This is a genomic window from Halomonas elongata, from assembly GCF_029081005.1.
GTDB lineage: Bacteria > Pseudomonadota > Gammaproteobacteria > Pseudomonadales > Halomonadaceae > Halomonas > Halomonas elongata_B.
In genome coordinates, this window is sequence record NZ_JAJQTQ010000023.1 from 33,045 (window position 1) to 55,287 (window position 22,243).

General features: G+C 60.2%; 25 protein-coding genes. 7 read left to right on the plus strand and 18 right to left on the minus strand.

The window, feature by feature from the left end:
- Positions 1-10: 10 nt before the first annotated feature.
- From LU493_RS15090 to LU493_RS15100, 3 genes are all read left to right on the plus strand, one after another.
- A complete protein-coding gene (locus LU493_RS15090) occupies positions 11-607 on the plus strand; it encodes a GNAT family N-acetyltransferase (protein WP_275288621.1) in 597 nt (198 codons plus the stop codon).
- The gene (locus LU493_RS15095) at positions 604-1,524 is read left to right on the plus strand and encodes a carbon-nitrogen hydrolase family protein (RefSeq protein ID WP_275288622.1); all 921 of its coding nucleotides are present in this window, start codon (positions 604-606) and stop codon (positions 1,522-1,524) included. Before LU493_RS15090 ends, LU493_RS15095 begins: the two co-directional genes overlap by 4 nt.
- 117 nt (positions 1,525-1,641) lie before the next feature.
- Positions 1,642-3,363, plus strand: coding sequence for a proline--tRNA ligase (locus LU493_RS15100; protein WP_275288623.1), 1,722 nt, complete (start codon positions 1,642-1,644; stop codon positions 3,361-3,363).
- A 96-nt stretch (positions 3,364-3,459) separates the two neighbouring features.
- Here LU493_RS15100 and LU493_RS15105 read toward each other — a convergent pair whose 3' ends face one another.
- The 16 genes from LU493_RS15105 to rfaH form a co-directional block, all read right to left on the minus strand.
- On the minus strand, positions 3,460-3,795 hold the full coding sequence (locus tag LU493_RS15105; RefSeq protein ID WP_275288624.1) for a zinc ribbon domain-containing protein YjdM: 336 nt from the start codon (positions 3,793-3,795) through the stop codon (positions 3,460-3,462).
- A gap of 396 nt (positions 3,796-4,191) precedes the next feature.
- Positions 4,192-4,758 (minus strand): DUF1993 domain-containing protein, encoded by a 567-nt coding sequence (locus LU493_RS15110; protein ID WP_275288625.1) that lies wholly within the window; start codon positions 4,756-4,758, stop codon positions 4,192-4,194.
- A gap of 93 nt (positions 4,759-4,851) precedes the next feature.
- A complete protein-coding gene (locus LU493_RS15115) occupies positions 4,852-5,232 on the minus strand; it encodes a VOC family protein (protein WP_275288626.1) in 381 nt (126 codons plus the stop codon).
- 124 nt (positions 5,233-5,356) lie between these two features.
- Entirely contained in the window at positions 5,357-5,707 is a 351-nt protein-coding gene (locus LU493_RS15120; RefSeq protein ID WP_275288627.1) for a VOC family protein, read from the minus strand.
- Positions 5,708-5,790: 83 nt separating this feature from the next.
- Complete coding sequence (locus LU493_RS15125; protein WP_275288628.1) at positions 5,791-6,222, minus strand: GNAT family N-acetyltransferase; 432 nt, start codon at positions 6,220-6,222, stop codon at positions 5,791-5,793.
- 88 nt (positions 6,223-6,310) lie between these two features.
- Positions 6,311-6,817 carry a GNAT family N-acetyltransferase gene (locus LU493_RS15130; protein ID WP_275288629.1) on the minus strand — a complete coding sequence of 169 codons (507 nt, stop codon included), beginning with the start codon at positions 6,815-6,817 and terminating at the stop codon, positions 6,311-6,313.
- 30 nt (positions 6,818-6,847) lie between these two features.
- Positions 6,848-7,558, minus strand: coding sequence for a class I SAM-dependent methyltransferase (locus LU493_RS15135; protein WP_275288630.1), 711 nt, complete (start codon positions 7,556-7,558; stop codon positions 6,848-6,850).
- A gap of 98 nt (positions 7,559-7,656) precedes the next feature.
- Positions 7,657-8,058 carry a fosfomycin resistance glutathione transferase gene (fos, locus tag LU493_RS15140; RefSeq protein WP_275288631.1) on the minus strand — a complete coding sequence of 134 codons (402 nt, stop codon included), beginning with the start codon at positions 8,056-8,058 and terminating at the stop codon, positions 7,657-7,659.
- A 102-nt stretch (positions 8,059-8,160) separates the two neighbouring features.
- Complete coding sequence (locus LU493_RS15145) at positions 8,161-8,937, minus strand: aminoglycoside adenylyltransferase family protein (RefSeq protein WP_275288632.1); 777 nt, start codon at positions 8,935-8,937, stop codon at positions 8,161-8,163.
- A 75-nt stretch (positions 8,938-9,012) separates the two neighbouring features.
- Positions 9,013-9,504: an RIP homotypic interaction motif-containing protein gene (locus LU493_RS15150; RefSeq protein WP_275288633.1), complete on the minus strand. Its 492-nt coding sequence runs from the start codon at positions 9,502-9,504 to the stop codon at positions 9,013-9,015.
- A gap of 97 nt (positions 9,505-9,601) precedes the next feature.
- A complete protein-coding gene (locus LU493_RS15155) occupies positions 9,602-10,078 on the minus strand; it encodes a hypothetical protein (RefSeq protein ID WP_275288634.1) in 477 nt (158 codons plus the stop codon).
- A gap of 95 nt (positions 10,079-10,173) precedes the next feature.
- The gene (locus LU493_RS15160) at positions 10,174-10,449 is read right to left on the minus strand and encodes a hypothetical protein (protein ID WP_275288635.1); all 276 of its coding nucleotides are present in this window, start codon (positions 10,447-10,449) and stop codon (positions 10,174-10,176) included.
- 100 nt (positions 10,450-10,549) lie between these two features.
- Positions 10,550-11,116 (minus strand): hypothetical protein, encoded by a 567-nt coding sequence (locus LU493_RS15165; RefSeq protein ID WP_275288636.1) that lies wholly within the window; start codon positions 11,114-11,116, stop codon positions 10,550-10,552.
- Positions 11,117-11,223: 107 nt separating this feature from the next.
- Positions 11,224-12,024 (minus strand): DUF6602 domain-containing protein, encoded by an 801-nt coding sequence (locus LU493_RS15170; protein ID WP_275288637.1) that lies wholly within the window; start codon positions 12,022-12,024, stop codon positions 11,224-11,226.
- Between the two features lie 538 nt (positions 12,025-12,562).
- On the minus strand, positions 12,563-13,069 hold the full coding sequence (locus LU493_RS15175; protein WP_275288638.1) for an FKBP-type peptidyl-prolyl cis-trans isomerase: 507 nt from the start codon (positions 13,067-13,069) through the stop codon (positions 12,563-12,565).
- 77 nt (positions 13,070-13,146) lie between these two features.
- Positions 13,147-13,692 (minus strand): transcription/translation regulatory transformer protein RfaH, encoded by a 546-nt coding sequence (gene rfaH / locus LU493_RS15180; RefSeq protein ID WP_275288645.1) that lies wholly within the window; start codon positions 13,690-13,692, stop codon positions 13,147-13,149.
- Positions 13,693-13,854: 162 nt separating this feature from the next.
- On the opposite strand from rfaH, the gene LU493_RS15185 reads away from it, so the two are divergent.
- The gene (locus tag LU493_RS15185; protein ID WP_275288639.1) at positions 13,855-15,216 is read left to right on the plus strand and encodes an AmpG family muropeptide MFS transporter; all 1,362 of its coding nucleotides are present in this window, start codon (positions 13,855-13,857) and stop codon (positions 15,214-15,216) included.
- A 2-nt stretch (positions 15,217-15,218) separates the two neighbouring features.
- On the opposite strand, the gene LU493_RS15190 is transcribed toward LU493_RS15185, so the two are convergent.
- Both LU493_RS15190 and LU493_RS15195 read right to left on the minus strand, forming a co-directional pair.
- Positions 15,219-17,066, minus strand: coding sequence for a YecA family protein (locus tag LU493_RS15190; RefSeq protein WP_275288640.1), 1,848 nt, complete (start codon positions 17,064-17,066; stop codon positions 15,219-15,221).
- A 64-nt stretch (positions 17,067-17,130) separates the two neighbouring features.
- A complete protein-coding gene (locus tag LU493_RS15195; protein ID WP_275288641.1) occupies positions 17,131-18,375 on the minus strand; it encodes an ABC1 kinase family protein in 1,245 nt (414 codons plus the stop codon).
- Between the two features lie 290 nt (positions 18,376-18,665).
- Between LU493_RS15195 and LU493_RS15200 the strand changes: the two genes are divergently transcribed.
- The 3 genes from LU493_RS15200 to LU493_RS15210 all read left to right on the plus strand — a co-directional run bounded on the left by LU493_RS15200 (position 18,666) and on the right by LU493_RS15210 (position 22,171).
- Positions 18,666-20,600 carry a DNA topoisomerase III gene (locus LU493_RS15200; RefSeq protein WP_275288642.1) on the plus strand — a complete coding sequence of 645 codons (1,935 nt, stop codon included), beginning with the start codon at positions 18,666-18,668 and terminating at the stop codon, positions 20,598-20,600.
- On the plus strand, positions 20,597-21,508 hold the full coding sequence (locus LU493_RS15205) for a ketopantoate reductase family protein (RefSeq protein ID WP_275288643.1): 912 nt from the start codon (positions 20,597-20,599) through the stop codon (positions 21,506-21,508). The genes LU493_RS15200 and LU493_RS15205 overlap by 4 nt, the downstream gene beginning before the upstream one ends.
- 84 nt (positions 21,509-21,592) lie before the next feature.
- Positions 21,593-22,171, plus strand: coding sequence for a hypothetical protein (locus LU493_RS15210; protein WP_275288644.1), 579 nt, complete (start codon positions 21,593-21,595; stop codon positions 22,169-22,171).
- Positions 22,172-22,243 lie beyond the last annotated feature (72 nt).

The window sequence follows — 22,243 nt, forward strand, 5'->3', positions numbered from 1 at the left end:
GAGAAATGCCATGCCGACACCACGACTGACGACATGCCAAGGGACGGACATCGTCCCTTACCTGGAAGATCTCGCGAGCCTGCGCATCCGCGTCTTCCGCGACTATCCCTATCTGTATGACGGCGACCCGACCTACGAAGCCGACTATCTCAAGCGCTACGCCGACAACCCGCGCAGTCTCTTCGTGCTGGCCCTGGACGGCGAACGCCTGGTCGGCGCCTCCACCGCCCAGCCCCTGGCCGACGAGCTGGAGGAATTCCGCGCGCCCTTCAAGCGGGCCGGCTACCGGGTCGAGGACGTCTTCTACTATGGCGAGTCGGTCCTGCTGCCCGACTATCGCGGCACCGGGCTCGGCCACGCCTTCATGGATGCCCGGGAGCGACACGCCGCCGCGGCCGGCTTCGCTCTAGTCGCCTTCTGCGCCGTGGAGCGACCGGACGACCACCCGCGTCGTCCGGCCGATTATCGCCCTCTGCACGACTTCTGGCAGGGTCGAGGCTACCGACGGATGCCCGAACTCGCCACGACCTTCGCCTGGAAGGACCTCGACAACACCGAGGAGACCGACAAGCCCATGGTCTTCTGGCTGCGGGAGACCCCGACATGAGCGATGCCATCCTCCGCGTGGCCACGGCCCAGTACCCCATCGAGGCCTTCGATGATATCGAGGCCTTCCGCGCCAAGGCCGCCCGCTGGGTGCATGACGCCACGAGCCGGGGCGCCGAGCTGCTGGTGTTTCCGGAATACGGCGGCATGGAGCTGACCTCCTTGCTGCCCGACGCCGAGCGCGACGACCTCCAGGCCCAGCTGCACGGTCTGCAGCCCTGGCGCGAGGCCTTCCACGACACCTGGCGGCAACTCGCCCTCGCCCATGGCGTGACCCTGCTTGCACCCTCCCTGCCCTGGCAGCGCGAGGACGGCCGTTTCGTCAATCGCGCCTGGCTGTTCACTCCCGACGGCGGCGCCGACTGTCAGGACAAGCAGTTGATGACGCGGTTCGAAGCCAATGAATGGGGTATCTCGCCGGGCGAAGGCCTGCGCGTATTCGACACCCCGGCGGGGCGTCTCGGTATCCTGATCTGCTACGACAGCGAGTTCCCGCTGCTCGCGCGGGCGCAGATCGAGGCCGGGGCCGACCTGCTGCTGGTGCCCAGTTGCACCGACACCCAGGCCGGCTACCAGCGTGTCAGGCTCAGCGCCCAGGCCCGGGCCATCGAACAGCAGGTGGCGGTGATCCACTCGCCCACCGTGGGCGAGGCATTGTGGTCACCGGCGGTGGATATCAACATCGGCCATGCCGCCGTCTACACACCTTGCGACCGGGGCTTCCCACCGGACGGCATCCTGGTGAAGAGCACCGACGCCACCCCGGGCTGGCAATTCGCCACGCTCGACCTCGGCGCCATCGCCGCCCTGCGCGAGCGCGGCCAGGTCGACAACCACGCCGACTGGACGCGTCAGCTCGAGCGACTCGAGTCAGGCGTACACTTATCATTATCTAAAAAGTCGACGAGCGCCGGTTGAGCTAAGTCCGAGCTTTTGCCGCTTAACCCGCCACACCGTACAATGCCATGATATCCCGCCTTGCGCGGCTACATTCATGCTCACGACAAGCCCCAGACTCGAGGTGACCCAGGACCCATGCGCGCCAGTCAACTTCTGATAGCCACCCTGAAGGAAACCCCCGCCGACGCCGACATCGTCAGCCATCAGCTGATGCTGCGCGCCGGCATGATCCGCCGCCTCAACTCGGGACTCTATACCTGGCTGCCTCTGGGGCTGCGCACGCTCCGCAAGGTCGAGAACATCGTCCGCGAAGAGATGGACCGCGCCGGCGCCCAGGAAGTCCTGATGCCCGCGATCCAACCGGCGGAGCTCTGGCAGGAATCCGGCCGCTGGGACCAGTACGGCGACCTGCTGCTGCGAATCCGCGACCGCCACGACCGCGACTTCTGCTACGGCCCGACCCACGAGGAAGTCATCACCGACCTGGTGCGCAACGAGTTACGGTCCTACAAGCAGGTGCCGTCCAACTTCTACCAGATCCAGACCAAGTTCCGCGATGAGACCCGCCCGCGCTTCGGGGTGATGCGTGCCCGCGAGTTCATCATGAAGGACGCCTACTCCTTCGATGTCGACCAGGCCGGCCTGCAGCGTTCCTATGACGCCATGTACGACGCCTATGTGCGTATCTTCACGCGCCTTGGGCTGGACTTCCGTGCCGTGGAGGCCGACAACGGCGATATCGGCGGCAGCGGCTCCCACGAATTCCAGGTGCTGGCGGACTCCGGCGAGGATGCGGTCATCTTCTCCACCTCCTCCGACTACGCCGCCAACATCGAGAAGGCCGAGGCACTGCCCGCTCCCCTGGGCGAGACACCCGAGCGTGCGGCCCCCCAGGAAGAACTGCGCCTGGTCGACACTCCGAATGCGCGCACCATCGCCACCCTGGTCGAGCAGCACGGCCTGCCCATCGAGAAGACCATCAAGACGCTGATGGTGCACGGCACCGAAGGCGGATTGGTCGCCCTGCTGGTACGCGGCGATCACGAGCTCAACGAGGTCAAGGCCGAGAACCTCCCCGAGGTCGCCGCTCCCCTGACCATGGCCAGCGAGGAAGAGATTCGCGCGGCGGTAGGCGCCGGCCCCGGCTCGCTCGGCCCGGTGAACCTGGAGATGCCGCTGATCATCGACCGCAGCGTGGCGCTGATGAGCGACTTCGGCGCCGGCGCCAACGTCGACGGCAAGCACTACTTCGGCATCAACTGGGAGCGCGACGTCGCCCTGCCCAAGGTCGCCGACCTGCGCAACGTGGTCGAGGGCGACCCCTCGCCGGACGGCCAGGGCACGCTTTCCATCGCCCGCGGCATCGAGGTCGGCCACGTCTTCCAGCTCGGCACCAAGTACTCCACGGCGATGAACGCCACCGTGCTCGACGACAACGGCCAGGCCGTGCCCCTGCTGATGGGCTGCTACGGCATCGGCGTGACCCGGGTCGTCGCCGCCGCCATCGAGCAGAACCACGACGACGCCGGCATCATCTGGCCAGACGCCATCGCGCCCTTCAACGTCGCCCTGGTGCCGATGAACGCCCACAAGTCCCAGCGCGTGCGCGACGAGAGCGAACGCCTCTACCAGGCCCTCTCCGACGCCGGCCTCGACGTCCTGATCGACGACCGCGACCTGCGCCCCGGCGTGCGCTTCGCCGACCAGGAACTGATGGGCATCCCCCACCGCATCGTCATCGGCGACCGCAGCCTCGACAAGGGCGAACTCGAGTACAAGGGCCGCCGCGACAGCGACGTCACCATGATCCCCATCGACGACGTCATCGCCTTCCTGCGCGAGAAGATCAACGGCTGATCCAGCGCATCGCGCGCAAACCTTCGATGCGCCATAAGAAACCCCGCCAGGCTTCGAGCAACACTCGAGCCTGTCGGGGTTTTTATTGACCGCTATTCAGGCCTTCTTGACGAAACTGGCGGTCACCATCATGTCACCTGCCCCATCGACCTTGCAGTCCAACTGGTGATCCTTGCTGTCCTTGATACGCCGGATAAAGGCCCGGGTGCCAATCTTCATGACCTGCGAGCTGCTCTTGACCTTGAGGTCCTTGACCAGCGTGACCTTGTCACCTTCGGACAGGAGCGTCCCATTGGCATCCTTGACTGCCACGACGTCTTCGACCTCCACCTCCGCGGGGTTCCACTCGTGTGCACACTCGGGGCACACGAGATGGCTCTGATCCTGGTACACGAACTCGGACTGACACTGAGGGCAAGGCGGTAACGACATGGCGACATCTCTGGTGTAATCGACCGCACAGGATACTGCGCCTTCATGGCATTGGCGAGGCCGACATGCCTCACACGCATTGTCACCCAATGCCCTTACGACATATCGTCGACCGCTTTCCGGATAGACAAGCCTGCCGCCGGCTGAAAACGTTGCCATGTTAGAGCTCAGAGACTACCGAAGACCCGAGACCAAGGTGACAGTCGAGAAGAGCAGCTTCCTGGCTAGCATCCTCTGCAATGCGAACGCAAAGCCGCCGAAGGGCCTGGAACAGTTCCCAGACCATGTGATCGGCGACGTGAGCATGCGAGCCGTAGGTATGCCTGCGCCGGATCAACACTTATACTCATATCGGCTCCTCACTGCACAAGGCTGGCAGTTACGACTGGTTTTCTGTTAACCCTTAGGCAAGGTTTCAGGCCGAATATACGGGAACATGTGCGCCACATAGTCAGCCTTGCCAAGCGTTACCTTCTCGCTGCGCAATATTGAATAGGCGGTCATGATGTGAAAATAAAACTGGGCCAATGACCAATCGCGGGCATACTGCTCGGCGGTCAGGTCCAGAATCATACCGTTCGGAAGCTTATGCTCAATAGGCTTATCCGCCTCTTCATCCAGAGCATCGGGAGCAAGACCATCCAGTAACGCGAGCGTTTCATCAATCCGGGCCTGAGCATCTGCAATCGAGCCGGGCTTCTCATCGGCATTTCGTCCTTCTGCAAGAAGCTCATCAACCGTCTTTGGGAACGGCTTTCCCTGAAGCCGAAATATCCCCTCTTGGGCCTGTACGCAAGCAAACCGAACCTGCGTCGAGAGAGGAAACATGTCTGGCGCAAGGCGTGCAGATAACAGCGCTTCCGCATCTGCTTCCGGTATTTGTTCCTGTGCCTTCTTCAGCCAGCTCGAGAGGGCCCCAAGCATTTGCGTATAGGTTGGAACAAGCAATTTCGTCAGCGACATGAATTTATTTCCTTATAATTTGATGGCTGCATGGTGCATGCACTACCAAAAAAGTAATGAGAAGATGCCTTGGACATCCAACACATGATCTGGTCATGAGTTAACTGATGGATCAATCTCTTCACCGAACATGATGCGGTGACCCTCTGGAGTCGACACACCAAACTCACGCAACCCCCAAGGTTTATCAGATATTGCCTGAAAGATCTCTACGCCACGTTCCTGATAGTCACGGTACAGTTCGTCAATGCCCTCACAGTTCACATAGGCAAAGTAAGAGTGCTCATGCGTATCACGAGCCATCAATTCATCCGGACAATGGCCTACCATGACATGAAAGTCACCGAGGCTCAGAAACGACCAGCCATCCACCCGGAAGCGGACGGAAAACCCAAGCTTGTCGAGAAAGTAGCTCTCGGTCTTTTCAAGATTCTTGACCGCCAGAACATGTTGAGTTGCTTTTACCTTAAACACCGATGACTCCTTTCAAGACTGAGGGCATCCATCAAACCCAGCCAATACGAAGGTCCGCAAGATACGTCCGGTAGACCGGAAACATGCTTGAGCGGCTCTTCACGAATCAACTGAGTGCTTTGAGTCATGCCTGGACTTCGCTGATCTCCACCTTGATGCCGTCCGGATCAACCAGAACTGCACTGAATCGGCCAGACCTCATAGCAGGTTCTACCACTACCGAGTCAGACGAAACCTGGATATCGACAGTCTCGCGCACATTTTTCACGCAGAACCCCAGCCTTACAGACGATGATACAGGGCTGGATGTCGATTCTGGATATAGCTCGAAAACAAAATTGGTCTCCACCGCTGCGTAATGAACGGGTCCTTCGCCATGCTGCTCTTCAGAAAACTCCAGACCGAGACGTTCGTACCAAAGCCGCGACCTTTCCAGGTCAGAAACTCTTATCACAATCAAGTTCAAATCAGGCATCGCATATTACCCAAAGATATAACGCCGAAACGGCACCGATGAATTTACTGCGGCGAAGCCGAGGAATGTCATTCGCATAGAGCTCATTTCAAGAGAACCTCTCTTTCCATGTAGTGCATATCGTCTTCAGTTTTGCGAATTTTAAACCCCATACGCTCGTATAATGATACCGCCGGATTTTTACAGAAAACACGAAGTCTAAGGAGCTCAATCTCCGCGTGACGGGCAATTTCAACTGAATATTCGATCGCCTTTTTACCCAACCCCTTACACTGCCAGCTGCGATCAACCTGGAGGTCTCGAATATAGTAAGACAGATGGTCATGACTTAGCCGAAGCACGCCAACAGGAACGGAACTAACGAGAATTTCGTAGTTCTCAAACTCGCCCCAGTTCCTGTTGAATAACCTCTGATCCCAGACGACCCCAAGCTCCCTATAGTAAGGCTCCATATTCTTACGGGTCAGTTGGCTGGCAAAGCCCTTATCTATGGCTTGGCGAAACTCAGCTTTCATGTACGTATTCCTAATACTACTAAAACCCGCAGCTTTATTGCGAAGACGACGCCACAGCGAAAAAAAGCTGTCGGCTTGCTCGCCCCTATTAACCCTGAGCTGAGAATGCCTCATGGTACGATACTTTCCCTTTCGGGAGCTCGCCGGAAAACGACAACGCCTGAAAATACTCAGCAGGTACACCGGGATAAAAAAGCCCATCTACAGCCTTGAACCCGAAACGACCATAATAACCAGGATCACCAAGTACTACGCAGCCAGATGCACCCATTGCTTCAAGAGCAGAAAGAGAGCTTTTCACAAGCTTAGACCCCACGCCGCACCCTTGAAACTCCGGAAGAACAGATACTGGCCCAAGGCCAAACCAGCCGATTGTGTCACTTGATAGAGTGACAGGCGAAATTGCAACATGACCAATAATCTTTCCGTCAACTTTAGCAACCCAAGAGATCGTTAGCGCTCCCGCGTGACGGAGAGCATCAACAATGAACTGCTCCGTATGATCTGTATGGGGAGCATTCAAGAACGCCTTCGCTATCACTTCATGTATTCGAGCCACATCACCGATGCTTTCGTTGCTAATTTGGATATCCAACCTCGTCCTCTTTTAAGGTTAATGCCGCAATCACATGCTTTTCGTATGGATTTCCTTGCGATGCCTGTCAAACATGTTAGCACTGGTAAAAATGACGGACACGGGCTTATAAGTTTCGGGGTGAATAGGCTCACGAATCTCCAACAGTCCAAGCCCATTATCTGAGAACAAGGTAACCCAGCTTTCTAGCGTTCTGAAGTACCAAGGGGCCGGATCAATAAAGCCTGGGCCAAATCCAGCCCAAGAGCCTTCCCGCCAACCGTCGATATAAGGTTGGTCGCCCGTGGTAACAGGGTGAGGTGTTTGAACAATAAAAACTCCGTCTATTTTTAGCCTTGCCGGTAGGGCTTTAAATAACGTCTCAACCGAATCCTTTCCAAGGAGTGAAAAATTACAAACAACAACGTCGAATGAGCCTTCAATTGCACCTCTTGCGATGTCTTCATAAGACGCGACCAGAAAATGGCCACCGCCAGCGTCTTCGGCCCGATCAATAAGATCAGGCACTACATCTACCCCGACTAAATGCGGCACTCGAGACGCGAGCTCACGGATGAGCCACCCCTCACCGCACCCAATATCGAGGACAGATTCAGGAGAGTGACTCAACACAGTCTCGGTAATTGCTTTGTTTGTTATCAGATTGCGGCTCTCGATATGACCACCTCGGACAGCAGCAGACCACTGAGATGCATTCTTCTCCCACGAGTCAACAATTTTTTTATCACTATACGGGTTCATAGAGCAATCCATTTCAATCTGCTAACGCCCAAGATAGTTGGCGTATCTTAGCGTACCCAGCACCGCAGGCACGTAGTTAAATTACCTATTATGTCTATTTACAGCCACACTAAACCTCGATAGGGCTTAGACGTCAGCGACTCCAAACGGCTTTGTAGGCTACCGCTGTGAATTTCTAATTTATGGCCATCAGGATCAAAAAAATACATAGAAAGCCCTTCACTTCTATTTTGTTTCCATTCGACCACACCTGCTTCGCGAAGACTTTCAGCAACTACGTCAAAATCCTCTTCGGAAATATCAAACGCGATATGGGAGTAATCTTGGCTCGGATGAACTTCGTCGTCACAAGACAAACAGAACCAGAAATCTCCCAAGCTCAGGTAGGCCCCATTGTCCCACCGAACATGTGCCTTCATTCCTAATAGATCCGTATAGAATTTCAGGGACCATTCAATATCTTTTACTGCAATCGTAATATGGTTCAATCCACGCAGCACTGTTCCTCCTCAGCATGCATAACGCCAACAGCACACGCGGCTGCGAAATTGAAGCGAAGCCGCATAAAGTAGACGTCTCTGTGACTGTCAGGACTTTTCTCTCTACAGGTCATCAAGGCAGTCCTCAATCGAACTTTTCATATAGGAAACAAGCGCTTCAAAACCCTCCTGCTTTCCCCACCGATCCTCAAGCATTCCCAGGTAGCCTTCCCGAGCATACTTCAATAGCATTCCGTGGTGAGGAGGTGCTTGCTTTTCCGCCCACTCTGCAGCCGCATCTTTTGGAGCAATAGCGCCGGTAGCAGCGGTCAGCCACATACGTGACAAGGTCAGAACGACATTGCGTTCATCTCCCGCTGCCTCAGCCAGAAGACTGGGCAAAGAATCATGGATTGCCCGTCGAATATCAGTCATTGGCACCGGATCGAAAAGCTTTTTAGCATAGCTCCCATACAGCGGCAGGCTGTTATCCATCACTTTCTTCAAAACAACTGCAAGATCAGGATCGCGCACTGGTTCCGGGACACTTCCGGCCTCAAATTCCTCTCGCAACCACTCACCGTATACAAACTCCGCCCGAGGCGGAAACTGCCAAGGAACAACATCAGAAACTGTTATCACCGTCAGCTCTATCGGCCTGATGGCTTGTGGATTCCCAATCGCGCCGGACACGCTCATTAATTGAGACACCAAGGCCTTTCTTTGCTCAAAGGTAGGCGGGTTCGAGACTGCAACCAAGATATCTACGTCGCTGTCGCGCTTTAAACCACCAACGACGGCAGAGCCGAAGAGATAAATGCCGATGATGGAATCACCAAGCATACCTTCAACGACTGACTGCGCATGCTTCGCTTCATTTGGTATCTCTGTATCTACCATATCTTCTGGGAGCTCCTCTTGCCCTAACGCCAACCATCAGGCGCGCGAGGTACGAGCGTCGCCTGGATGGTTTTGTTAGCTCATCAACCCTACAAATTTTGCGACGGTCTGACCAAACGATAGCCCTTGTTTAGCAAAGTCGTTTAATTGGGAAAGTACGGACTTCGCCTTCTCCGGGTCGTTTTGCATGCGCTCAAGAGCATCAATGAACTCTTCAGGAGTAATATTGACGTTCATGGTGTTCTGATCGCCGACCTGCACATTTTGGGCGTTCAGCGATTCGATGTTGAGATGACTGCCTGAGTCGCCTGGGTTCATTTTTTGTTCCCACTTGTCAAAATCTACGCCTCTGGTAATGCGCGGCATTCCGTTGGGAAGCTCTTCGAAGCGAGCATAATCCGATCCTTCAAGTTCATCCGCCACTGCTTGGACCTTGTCGAGGTGGTCGCCAATCGACTCTCCTGTTGCTACATCAAAGGCTACCTGAAGGTCCGTCCAGAGAAGCGCCTTATTCGATGGGAGTTCTCTGAGCTTATTGAATATTACTTTCTCGATTTTCCCTTTCATGCGACCTCCTTATTACAAGAGCTAACGGTGAAGCTCAGCCGCCCCGGAACCGCGCAGCGGTTTCGGGGCGGCTGAAGCGCATTGTTGGACGGGGATTTCACGTAAGCATTGATATCCATAATTGCCTGACTTCATAGGCAAGATTGCTCAAATGCTGTTTGGAACCGTCATCCAGAACGACAACAATCGAGGGACCACCGCCGAACGGTCCTGTGCCGTAACCGGCTTCACCGTAACCCGTTGAACCCACCGCGGTTTGACTTGACTCGGTTACGGTGCGCACCGGTCGATCCAATCTCATGTGCTTGTGCGCCTCTGCGACGTCACGTAAGACCGCGAATCGGCTGTCGCGCCTTGCCATTTCGGCGCGGAACTCTCCTGCACGCGCGGTGTGGAACGTGCGATCTGGATCAGTTTGGCCATACGCATGCCAAAAGTGGTCCGCCATGTGATACAGACTCAATACTGCATTCATAGCCAGTCGCAAGTCCGTCGGCTGCACGAGCCACTCCTCGTGGTTCGGCACAACGTGCGTGTCGAGGAAGTTGTGGGCCACCGTAGTTGAGCTAGCCATTTCCCGGGATCTCCGTCCAACGATGAAGCTCAGCCGACGCGAAACCGCGTAGCGGTTGAGTGGTCGGCTGAAGCGCATGGTTAGGCGGCCTAGTCTTACTCGCTCGATCTTTCATCGATCGTTTCAAGTTCACCGGTACAAGTGTTCAACTTAAACAATTCTCCATCGATCTTTTTGATCTCGTAGCATTGCTTTTGCTCATGGAGATGACCATCCCAGCTCGTGGCGAAAATCATCAATGGAAGCATGAGACAAAAGGCTACGCCAGCGAGCCCAAGTCCTATGCCGAAGCCAAAATCCCCCAGACCCTTAGCTTCTACAATGCGACCGACCACTTCGGCCGTCTTGCTAGTTTTATCATTTCCGGTCATGTAAAGGCTCTCGTGCTCGCGAAACGGACCGCCTAACGCCAGTGGTAATGGGCGCCAACGGAGCGCAGTGTAGTTGGCGTCCCATTGACCACCTTGTTAATCATCGACCAGGTTGGTTGTGAGGCCATAACTCGCTCAGTTTCTGCTCAACCAGTCGATGAATGTCGTCAAGTCCAGAGGCTAGCTCCTGAACATCAAATTGCTCACCACGAAATGCATATACTTTCGTAACGGGATCATAGTGGTGAATGATGTCCTCGTCGGTGATCGCGTCACCACCTATTGCGGATCTTGGGCCAACCAACTGCTTTACGATATTTCTGTTCTTGCTTTTCTCGGCCCAATCATCCAAACGCTCATCGAAATGCTCGAAGTGATCTCGAAGCGTTCTATTCTGAACTGGATGTCCGTTCCCAACACCAATAGCTTTTCGCAGAGCTTCTCCCCTTCTTTGTGAGCGTTGGCGTGCCGCTTTGTTTCGTCCACCAGGGGGCCAAAATATCCTAGATACTGCTGCGGTATGGTGCACCATTGCCTGTGCTGGACCAAAAGGGTCTCTTTTACCGCTTGACGCTATGGCCTCATTGAGTTGCTCAATAGCTAAGAATGCACGCTGACATTCTTCTTTGGCTTGCTCCAGGTATATGCGTAGCAGGAAGTCATCCATAATTTAGAGTGCCTATACTCGGCTTTGATTAACGCCCCAAGCAGGGGCATATTTTGCGTTTTGAGCGCAGCGAAGCAAAATATGTCCCACTGCCTTGGATTGTTACATTACACTACTTGCCCCCATATTAGGTCTTGAGGTACATAATTATTAAGTGAAGCTCGTCGCTCACCAGCGGCATGTAGCCAGGAGGAATACCAAACTAACCAGGCTAGAAGCGTGTTTCCCTTCAACTCATTTACCTCAAACCCTGTCCCAAGAGCTAACTCGACATTGCCACCGAATTCCGCCAATGTTTGCGCTCTATGGGGACTGCTTTCTTGGCCAAGCTTACTAAGTTCGTAGTAATGTCCCGCTCTAACCAAAGTAGAACCTGGGACGACTATAAAGTCTGGTCGTTTATCATGAGGAACACCTGCAAGCTCGACTTCCAAATTCTCCTTTATTTTTCCCGAGCTAGGCCCTTCAAATGCCCACAGAACGAATAGAGATTCTTTGATATTTTGCCTTCCGAAATCTGATGCATATTCTCTTGGCAGTGATTTAAATTTTTGACACTTCTCCAACGAATCACGCAATGTCGAGGGGGTAAGCTGCGTTTTGACTTCAATTAACGAGTACACCGATTCGACAAGCCAGATTTTTTCATTATCTTCTCCAAATAACGGAGCATTTGACATTCTGTCCGCTACGATAATGTCGGCTTGGTTTGAAAAATCACCATCTTTAGACAAAATAAGTCCTGAGCTAATGGCGTATTTATCTGGAAGGTATTCTTCGAGAAAAGACGCGACCATTCCTTCCCGGTTAGCGCCCGCAGAAGGTTTGTGTGTTCTGAAGTACTCTCTTACCGCTTGAGATTTTCTTTCAAGCTCAGAGCTTATATCTTCGAAGTATTTATGCAACATCTATAAAACTCTTGAAATGTAACAGGTATTAGCTAGCACGCGCGTTTATTCACTTGAACGAGCGTGCGCGTTCAATAATCTTATTTTTCGTCCTACTTAGCACCTAACATATTGATTTCTAATACATCCAAGGATATCCCTGCAACCTATGCAGAATTCGCGTGCCTGCGCGTTTTGCTGGTGCAATAATACTGTATATATTCAAAAAATTGAATATGGCGTCGCGGTATGGGTAGGGGCAATGGCCTGTTGAGGGCATGTTTCAAACAGAGCATTCTTGGGCAGGCTGGGTAAGGCGAAGGGCTTTCAGGCACGCTACCGCCACCTACCCTGCACGGTGCGATGGCACTTTGCCCTTCTCCCCGCGGTAGTCGCTGCGTATTGTGTTGTCGTTATGCAGGCAATCCTGGTTGCCTTTCGTTCTTGGATTCAGACTAAATGCCCCTTTGCGAGAGTGCAAAATAAACAAGGCGGGATGCTGCTGGCATCCCGCCTTGTGGTTTTATAAGGGCTCGTTGCTCGGCGGACGGCGGCGGCTTCAGACCATTTTCTTATCTTCCACTTCGTCCGGGGTGGTACCGGGCGGGAGTGGGTGCCCCTTGGCCAGTTCGGCGCGGGTGGCGTCACGGATATCGAGCACTTCAACCCGATAGGTGAGCGATTGCCCTGCCAGCGGGTGGTTGGTGTCGATCAGCACGCTGTCGTCACGCGTCTCCAGCACGGTGACGATCTCGGGGCCGTCGTCGCCGGGGGTCTGGAAGCGCATGCCGGGTTCCAGGTCGCTCACCGGGAAGGCATCACGGCCGACTTCCCGCACCAGGGCTTCGTCGCGCTCGCCGTAGGCCTGAGCCGGCGACAGGGTGACGCTTGGTTGGTCGCCTACTGCCCGTTCCGCCAGGGCGTCCTCGAGGCCGGCCAGGATGTTGCCGTGGCCATGCAGGTATTCCAGTGGCTTGTATCGAGCGCGGGAGTCGTCGAGCACTCGGCCTTCGGCGTCGCTGAGGACATAATGCAGGGTCACGACCCGTTGTGGCGCGATGGTCATCGCAGTCTCCTGGAAGTCGGAAGTCATCGGGAATCAGGTGGCATGGCAGCGCCAGGGCTTTCAGGCAGGCGCCGGGGTTATTCGCAGCGCCGCAGTTGACTGACGGGCATCTCCAGGCGCTGCCGCTGGTGCAGCATGTTGAGCAGTACGATGGCGCGCTCTTCGCCCTTGTGGGTATCGAAGACCGCCTGGAGGTCCTTGAAGGGCCCTTCGGTGATCTCCACCGGTTCACCCGCGCTGAAGTAGACGTTGGCGGGTTCGCCCGGCTCATGGCGGCCATGTTCGCGCAGCGACTCGACCAGTTCGTCGTCCACGGGCACCGGGCTGCTCTCGATGCCGAAGGTCACGATCTTCAATACGCCGCGGGTGGAGCGGATCGGCCGCCAGTTGCTGTCCAGCCGGTCGAGGCGGATGAACAGGTAGTACGGGAACAACGGTTCGACGGCCCAGGCGAGCTTGCCGCGGCGCTTCTTCTGGACCTGCAGCACCGGATGGAAGATCTCGTAGCCCTGGTTGCCGAGGTGTTCGACGGCGCGGAAGGACTCGCCGCCCTTGCACTGGATGACGTACCAGCGAGGCACGGCATCGTCGCTCTCCGTCGGGCACATGCTGTCGTCGTTCATGTCGCTCCTGGGGTTCTGGCTGGTATCACCTCCGGTGCTCTGCAACAATCGGGCACGCACCGCGGACGGGCCTTCTCTGACCACGTTCGTGGCCGCCATTCTAACATCGTTGGCCTCCCCCGCGAGGGGCGGGCCAGGCCTGCCGCAAGGAGAGCACGCGCCATGCCGACACCAACCGCGCACCGTAGCTGGGGGGATGCCCTGGCGGTCTATCTCAGGGCACCGGTGCTGACCATGCTGTTTCTCGGCTTCTCGGCGGGCCTGCCCTTCCTGCTGGTGTTCTCCACCCTCACCGCCTGGCTGCGCAGCGATGGCGTCGAGGTCGCGGCCATCGGTTTCTTCGCCTGGATCGGCATCCTCTATTCGATCAAGTTCTTCTGGGCGCCGGTGGTCGATCGCCTGGCACTGCCGGGGCTGACTCGGTGGTTCGGCCAGCGCCGGGGCTGGATGCTGCTGGCCCAGGCGATGATCGCCCTCGGCCTGGCGAGCCTGGCGCATCTCGATCCCGTCGGACACCTGCCCATGGTAGCGGTGTTCTCGCTGCTGGTGGCCTTCGGTTCGGCGACCCAGGATATCGCCATCGACGCCTTTCGCATCGAGTCGGCGCCCGACGACATGCAGGCGGCCATGGCATCGACCTATATCGTCGGCTATCGCGGCGGGTTGATCGCTGCCGGGGCGGGGGCGCTCTATGTGGCGTCGCTGGTGTCCTGGAAGGCCGCCTATCTGTGCATGTCGGCGCTGGTGCTGGTCGGTGTCGTGACGGTCCTGCTGCGCCCGGAGCCGGAGCGGCTGTCGCTCTCCACGCAACTGATCCACGAGCCCCGGGTGCGTGCCTTCCTGCGCGTCAGCCGCGGGCGTCCCGACTGGCTGCGGCGCCTGGGGGCCTGGGTCATCGGGGCCATCGTCTGCCCGTTCACCGACTTCTTCACCCGATACCGGCGCCAGGCGCTCTGGCTGCTGCTGTTCGTGGCGGTCTTTCGCATCAGCGACCTGGCCATGGCGTCCATGGCCCACCCGCTGTATATCGACCTGGGCTTCTCGCTGGCCACCATTGCCAACGTGACCAATGTCTTCGGCATTGCCATGAGCATTCTCGGCGGCATCCTCGGCGGCCTGCTGGTGGCGCGCTACGGCATCGGTCCACTGCTGGTGCTCGGCGCGACGGCCACGGCGCTGACCAACCTGTTGTTCGTGGTCCTGGCCTCGACCGGCGACAACCTGGCGATGCTGGTCACCACCATCATCGGCGACAACCTCTCCAACGGATTGGCCAGCGCAGTCTTCATTGCCTTTCTGTCGAGCCTGACCTCGCGCGCCTACACGGCGACCCAGTACGCGCTCTTCTCGTCGTTGATGACCCTGCCAGGCAAGTTCCTCAGCGGCTTCGGCGGACTGGTGGTGGATGTCCAGGGCTACGCGGGCTTCTTCCTGCTGGCCTCGGCCCTGGGGCTGCCGGCGATTCTCCTGGCGCTATGGATCAGCCGCGGTACGCTGCTGCGCCCGGCCGGCAACGAGACCTGACCTCATTTGCCTCGCGAGGCGTTCCGCTCGGGGGTCTGGGCACACAGCCACTCCAGCGCTCCCGGGGTGACCCGCCATTGATCCCGCATCAGGGTGCGGTACTGCCAGGCTTCGGCACGCGAGCCGGGGGCCGCTTCGCCATTGGCGGACGGGGCCGGCCGCGGCGATTCGGTGCACAGTAGATTCAGCACGAAGGGGTTGTGCCGGTGGGCCTGGGTCAGCGCCTGGCCTGCCTCGTCGCGACGAGCGAGCCGATAAAGCGCCAGAACGCGCCCCATCAGCATGCCCAGCAGCGAGCTGGTATCGTCCTGATCCTCTTCCACCGCGCGTTCGCTCAATGCCAGGGCCTCGTCGTCACGGCCTTCCCGCAGCAATTGATCGAGCACCAGCTCGCGCAGTCCCAGACTGTCCTGGTCATCCAGCGTCAACAGCGTCTCGGCGAGTTCCCTCGAATGCTGGCGAGCGCCGCGCTCCATGCCTACCACCAGCGCCAGCCCGGCGCGCAGCAGAGCGGCGTTGTCGGCGGCTTCCCAGATCAGGGGAGCCTCGCCGGCCTCGGCGACCTGCGCCAGCCAGCGTTCCAGGCGACGTGCCAAGGGCTCGAACAGGCTGGGCGCCATCCACGGCAAGCTCCCGAAGCGACTGGTCAGCGCCAGCGCCAGGGATTGCACGACGGCCGGCGAATCCAGCCATTCGGGATGAGCGCACAGAGCCGGTAGCCAATCGCCCGCCTGGGGCCAGGGATCGGCGTCGAAGCCCATCAGCGTCTCGCCCTCGACCTGGGACTGAAAGACGGCCTGGAAAGCGGCGAACAGAGTGTCCTCACGGGCACTGCTGTGATAGGTCAGGGACTCGCCCTCGTGACGAATATCCAGTCGCGGCGCTTCGGGCAGCGCCTCGAGCAACGCCTGCAGCGACACCAGGGGCTCGGCCAGGTCCGCCTCGGCATTGAGCAACTGCTCGGCCAGGGTGGCGCCGGGATTCTCCGCCAGGTCGGCGAGGAACTGTAGCTGCTCGGGTTCGAGGTCTCCCTGGCGGGCCAGGCGGCGGTACCAGAAGCGGGAACGCTCGGCGGCCTCTTCCTCGTGGCCTTCGTGCAGCAGCAGCATGGCCTCGATATAGGCCAGGGTCGGCGAATCGGGCAGGGTCTGCTGGGCACGCACGAAGGCCGCCCGGGCGCTGTCCAGATCGTCGTTGTCGAGGTGCAGCAGGCACAACCGCTCCAGAGCGACGCCGCGCAGGAACAAGGGGCCGCGATCGAGCACCGCGTCGAGCAGGGCTTCGCGCTTGCGGTGGAAACCGCGTTCCTGGTAGAGATCGACGAGGATCTCGAAGGCTGGCTCGGCCTGCTCGGGCAACCGCGACCAGTCGGCATTCTCGAACAGGGACTCGAGGATCTGCTGGGCGCGGCCTCGCTGGCCGGACTCGGCGGCGATCAGGCCGGCCTCGAGCAATGACTGGGCCGGCGCACGACCACTGGCCAAGGCGGCCTTGAGGGTATCGCCCTTCCATTCACGCAGGGAGAGCATCCACATCAGATGAGTGGGTACATGGCCGGGCAGCGAGATGGCACCACAGCAATGCTTGGTCTTGCGGCCCGAATCGCACCAGCAGGGTTCGTTGCGCCCCGGACGGGCCAAGGGTTCACAGGCGAAATCCAGCCGCTCCAGAGGCGTCTGCGACCATAGTTCCGGCGCCAGCGCCTGGGCCAGCGAGAGGTCGCCATCGACCAGCTCGGGTCCCTCGCGACGCGCCCATGCCATCAGCGTCGGATAGCGCTCATCCTCGCGAATCGCCGAGAGCGCTCCGGACGCGAACCCCAGCAACTGTTCCACCCATACCGCCAGCATCGACGTCTCCACCGCTATCGGAAAACCGCATAGTCTATCAGTAGAGTGCCGGGCTGGCAGCCGCTCACCGTGATGCCCACGAGAGAAGAGGCCGTACCCGTTCCGCCATGTCGAGGCGGGCGCCGAGACGCACCAGGTTCCAGTAGTGGCCATTCAGGGTACGCGACAGCAACAGCGTATCCGCCGGTGGCTGGAGCCGATCCATGGCCGCCCATACCCTGGGACTCAGATCTCGCAGGCGTCGGTGCACCCGAACATCGCCGAAATCCTGTGGGCCGGGTTGGAACAGTGGCGCCACCGCCTCGGCGGATTCGCGGTAGAGCGCCAGGGGCGCTCCCTGCCCCTGCCGGCCGCCGAGCGCCATCACGGCCTCGTCCATGGCCATGGGGTCGCCGGCGAGTGTCGCCTCGAGCAGGCGCATCATGGCTTTCAGCCGCGACGCCGGCACCTCGATCACCGCGCCCAGGTCGTAGATCACCAGCCGCCCCTCGGCATCGGCGGCGAAATTGCCGGCGTGGGGGTCGGCATGCAGCTCCCCGTGAGTGAAGAGTTCCTCGGTGAGCCAATCGGCCAGCGTCGTGCCGAGGCGCTGTCGCGTGGCGTCATCGGCGCCTTCCAGCTCGCGCAGCGGCGTACCGGCCACATGGCGCATGGCCAGCACACCGGGCCCGCACAATGCCGGCAAGGGCTCGGGAATCACCAGGTCGTCGCGTTGTGCGTAACGGGCCCGGTAGCGAGCCAGTGCCTCGGCTTCGGCGCGATAGTCCAGTTCTCCCCGCAGGCTGGCCGCCAGTTCCTCGAACAACGCGTCCAGACGCGCCTGCGGCATGCGCAGCCAGCGGCCCAGGCGCATCAGGCGCCGTACCTGACGCAGATCGTCCTCGAGCACCTCGGCAAGCCCCGGGTACTGCACCTTGAGGACCACCGTCTCGCCCGTATGCGTCCAGGCCCGGTGCACCTGCCCCATGGAGGCGCTGGCGAAGGGCCGGGGCTCGATGGAGGTGAAGTACGTCGAGGTGTCGCCGTAGCAGGCGTCCAGGGTGCGCCGGATGTCCTCCCAGGGCATGGGCTCGGCCTGGCGCTGCAAGCGGGCCAGCTCGTCGGCCAGGTCCGCGGGCAGCAGATCGTCCCACTGGGCCATGATCTGGGCCAGCTTCATGGCCGGCCCCTTGAGCTCCGACAGTCCCTCGAACAGCGACTCGCCGAGCGCCCGCCAGTCGGTCTGCCCCCCGAGCCGATGCTTGAGCACCGCTCCGCCGGTACGCGATCCCAGCCCCAACAGACGCCGACGGCGACCCCGTTCTCGCATATGATCCCCCTTTCGCGCTTCCCCCGATACCTAGTATTAACCCGGCAAGCTTTTATGTCGGGTTAATCGCGGCACAGGGAAGTGCCGCCGCCGGCCGTCAGGCCGGCGCGAGCCCGCGCCACACCAGAAGAGCCACGCATCTGCGCCAGTGTGGTGCGGGCGACAATCAAATAGATCAGGACGATCTATTTGATCGCCAGGTTAATAACAAGCCCACCAGCCCGCCCTCTGGCGGATATCGAGAAATACTGTAAGAATCCCCATGTTCTCTCATTGACGCACGAGATGCCATGCGCCTGATCATCGCCGAGAAGCCCAGCCTGGCCCGCGCCATCGCCAGCGCCCTGCCCACCTCGCCGCGCCGGGAGGAAGGCGCCCTGGTGGCCGGGGATACCGTCGTCACCTGGTGCCTCGGCCACCTGCTGGAGCAGGCGCCGCCGGATGCCTACGACCCGGCCCTCAAGACCTGGCGGCTCGATAGCCTGCCGATCCTGCCGGATCACTGGAAGCTCATGCCTCGTCCCAAGGCACGCGGCCAGTTGGCGGTGATCCGCCGCCTGTTGAAGAGCGCCGACCAGGTGGTTCATGCCGGCGACCCGGACCGCGAGGGACAGTTGCTGGTCCAGGAGGTGATCGAGCACCTCGGCTGGAAGCGCGACGTGGCGCGCCTGCTGGTCAGCGACCTCAATCCGCCGGCAGTCAAGCGGGCCCTGGAACGTCTCGAGGACAACCGCCGCTATGCGCCGCTCTATCGTGCCGCCCAGGCGCGCGCCAGGGCGGACTGGCTGTATGGCATCAACCTGACTCGAGCCTGGACGCTGATCGGACGCCAGGCCGGCCACGACGGCGTGCTGTCGGTGGGCCGGGTGCAGACGCCGGTGCTCGGCCTGGTGGTCCGGCGCGATGCCGAGATCCGTGACTTCGAACCACGCCCCTTCTTCGTGCTCTGGGCCGACCTGGCGGTATCCCGAGGGCAGCTGCGCGCCTGGTGGGTACCGGGCGAGACCCACCGGCTGGACGACCAGGGGCGCCTGCTCGACCGTGCCCCCGCCGCCGAACTGGCCGACCGCCTGCCCGGTGCCGAAGGCCGCCTGGACAGCCTGGCCAGTCGCGACAAGCGCCAGGCGGCGCCGCTGCCCTACTCGCTGTCGGCCCTGCAGGTCGATGCCGCGCGCCGCCACGGCCTCTCGGCCAAGGCAGTGCTGGACGTCTGCCAGCGCCTCTACGAACGCCACCAGTTGATCACCTACCCGCGATCGGACTGCCGCTACCTGCCCGAGGAACACTTCGCCAACGCGCAACGCACCCTGAACGGTGCATGCCGCAGCGACGAGACCCTGAACCGCTGGCTGGCCGGCGCCGATTTTTCCCGACGCTCCAAGGCCTGGGACGACAAGAAGGTCGGCGCCCACCATGCCCTGGCCCCCACCGGCAAACCCGCCGACCTCGGCCGGCTGTCGCGCCAGGAAGCCGATGTCTTCCGGCTGATCGCCCGAAACGTGCTGGCCCAGTTCTATCCGGCCCTGCAGACCCGAGAGGTCAAGGCCGAGTTCCTGATCGCCGGCGAACGTTTCCGCGCCCGGGGCCAGGAGATCCTCGAGCCCGGCTGGAAGCCCCTGTTCACCACGCGTGACGAGGCACCGCCCCTGCCGCCACTCACAGAGGGCGAATCCTGTCGTGTCGAACAGGCCGGCGTGGAAGACAAGGAAACCCGGCCCCCCGAACACTTCACCGACGCCAGCCTGATCAAGGCGATGATGAACATCGCTCGCTACGTGGATGACCCGGCGATCCGTCGCACCCTGCGTGACTCCGATGGCCTCGGCACCGAGGCGACCCGTGCCGGCATCATCGAGACACTGCTGGAACGCGGCTACCTGGTGCGCGAAGGCAAGAGCCTCAAGGCCACCCGGCTCGGCAGCGCCCTGATCGCCTCGCTGCCGGACGCCGCGGGCCGGCCGGAACGCACCGCCCAATGGGAACAGCGTCTGGCGAACATCGCCGAACGGGACGATGCGCCGGCCCCCTTCCTGGACGGGTTGATCGATGACCTGCGTGGCCTGCTGGGCCACGCCGACGCCGAGCGGATGCGACACGCCCTGGGCGAAGCCAGGGGGCCGGAGGCCAAGGCACGCAAGCCCGCCCGAGGGCGAGGCACGAAGCGTGGCGGCCAGCGTCGGCAAGGCAAGGGCACGCGACGCTCGTCGGGAGGCAAGCGGCAATGACGCAGCACCTTATCGTCGGACCGGGCGCCATGGGCCGCCTGTTGGCCCTTCACCTGGCCGAGCGACACCCGGTGACACTGCTCGGCCGCCGTTCCCTGCCTCGCTGCCAGACATTGACGACGCCCGAGGGCGAGTGTCGTCACCGCTCGCTCGAGTGCCTGACGCCAGACTCACTGGAGAGGCTCGATACGTCTCGCCTGGCCGCCGTGCACCTGGTGACCAAGGCCTACGCCGCCGATGCGGCCCTGGCAACGGTCGCCCCGCGCCTGCCGAGCGACACCCCGCTGGTCCTGTGGCAGAACGGCTTCGATAGTCAACCGCGCCTGACCCGGCATCGGCAGGGCCCTACCCTATGCGCCACCACGACCGAGGGGGCCTATTCCTACGGCGATGAAGGCGTCGTGCATGCCGGACACGGCCAGACCTGGATCGGCCATCTCGACGGCCGGCATCCCGAGCTGGCTGCCGGCCTCGCCGCCACCCTGACGGCCACCGGCATCCCCGCCCTGGCGGTCGACGACATTCGCGTCCGCCTGTGGCACAAGCTGGCCGTCAATGCGGCCATCAACCCCCTGGTGGCACGCTTTCGCCTCCGAAACGGCCAGTTGCGCGAGCCGCGTTTTCGTCCCATGGTCGACGCCATCATCGAGGAGGTGGCAAGCATCATGGCCGCCGAGGCCATCCCGCCACCGCCACACGGGTTCTCGACGATGATCTGGGAGGTCATCGCCGCCACCGCCGAGAACCGCGCCTCGATGCTGCAGGATACCCTGGCCGGTCGACCCACCGAACACGACGCCATCCTGCTGCCCCTTCTGCGAGCGGCGCGTGAGAACGGACTGGAGACACCGCAGCTGTCGGCGCTTCATCGGCGGCTCGACACGCGGCAACCCTCTGGCAAGGCCTGACACCAGGTGCTACGTTTGTACTGACAAGAGAAAAGAGTTCGACAAGAACGCGGTCGCAACGCGGCCATACCAGGATCAGGGGACATGACGTTTCGCGCTGACAGAGGGGTAGCGACAACGCTGGTATTGCTCATTGCCGGCGCCTATGCCTCATTGACGGTTGCGTCCGACTCCCCGGCGCCTTCCTATACGGGCCAGTCCACCGAACTCACGCAGCTCGACAATGGCCTGCTGATTCAGGGTGGCGACGTTCACAGCCCCGACCGATACACTTCGGGTTTCCGCCTCACCGCCGGCTTCACTCCCCCCGGCCTGCCCGCGCTGGACCTCGGCGCCGAGCTCAGCTATCGCGAAAGCGACGATGTCCCCCTCACCGGCGATCAGCAGATGCTCATCGACACCGCCAGCCTGGGCGGCAGCTTGATCGCCGGCATACGCCTCGGCGATGTCGGCCTCTACGCCAAATCCGGCCTGGCGGGCTGGGAAGGCGAAGCGGTCACCGGCAACGCCGCCGCCCCCGACGGTGGCACCACGCGCGTCGAAGGCTTCGGCGCCCGCTGGCAGTTCTCCCGCCTGATCAGCCAACTCGAATACGAACGCTTCGACGACCCCACGCTCTCGCACCTCAACCTCGTCACCGCCTCGGTGCATATACCCTTCTAAGCTCGAAGCTCGAAGCTCGAAGCTCGAAGCTCGAAGCTCGAAGCTCGAAGCTCGAAGCTCGAAGCTCGAAGC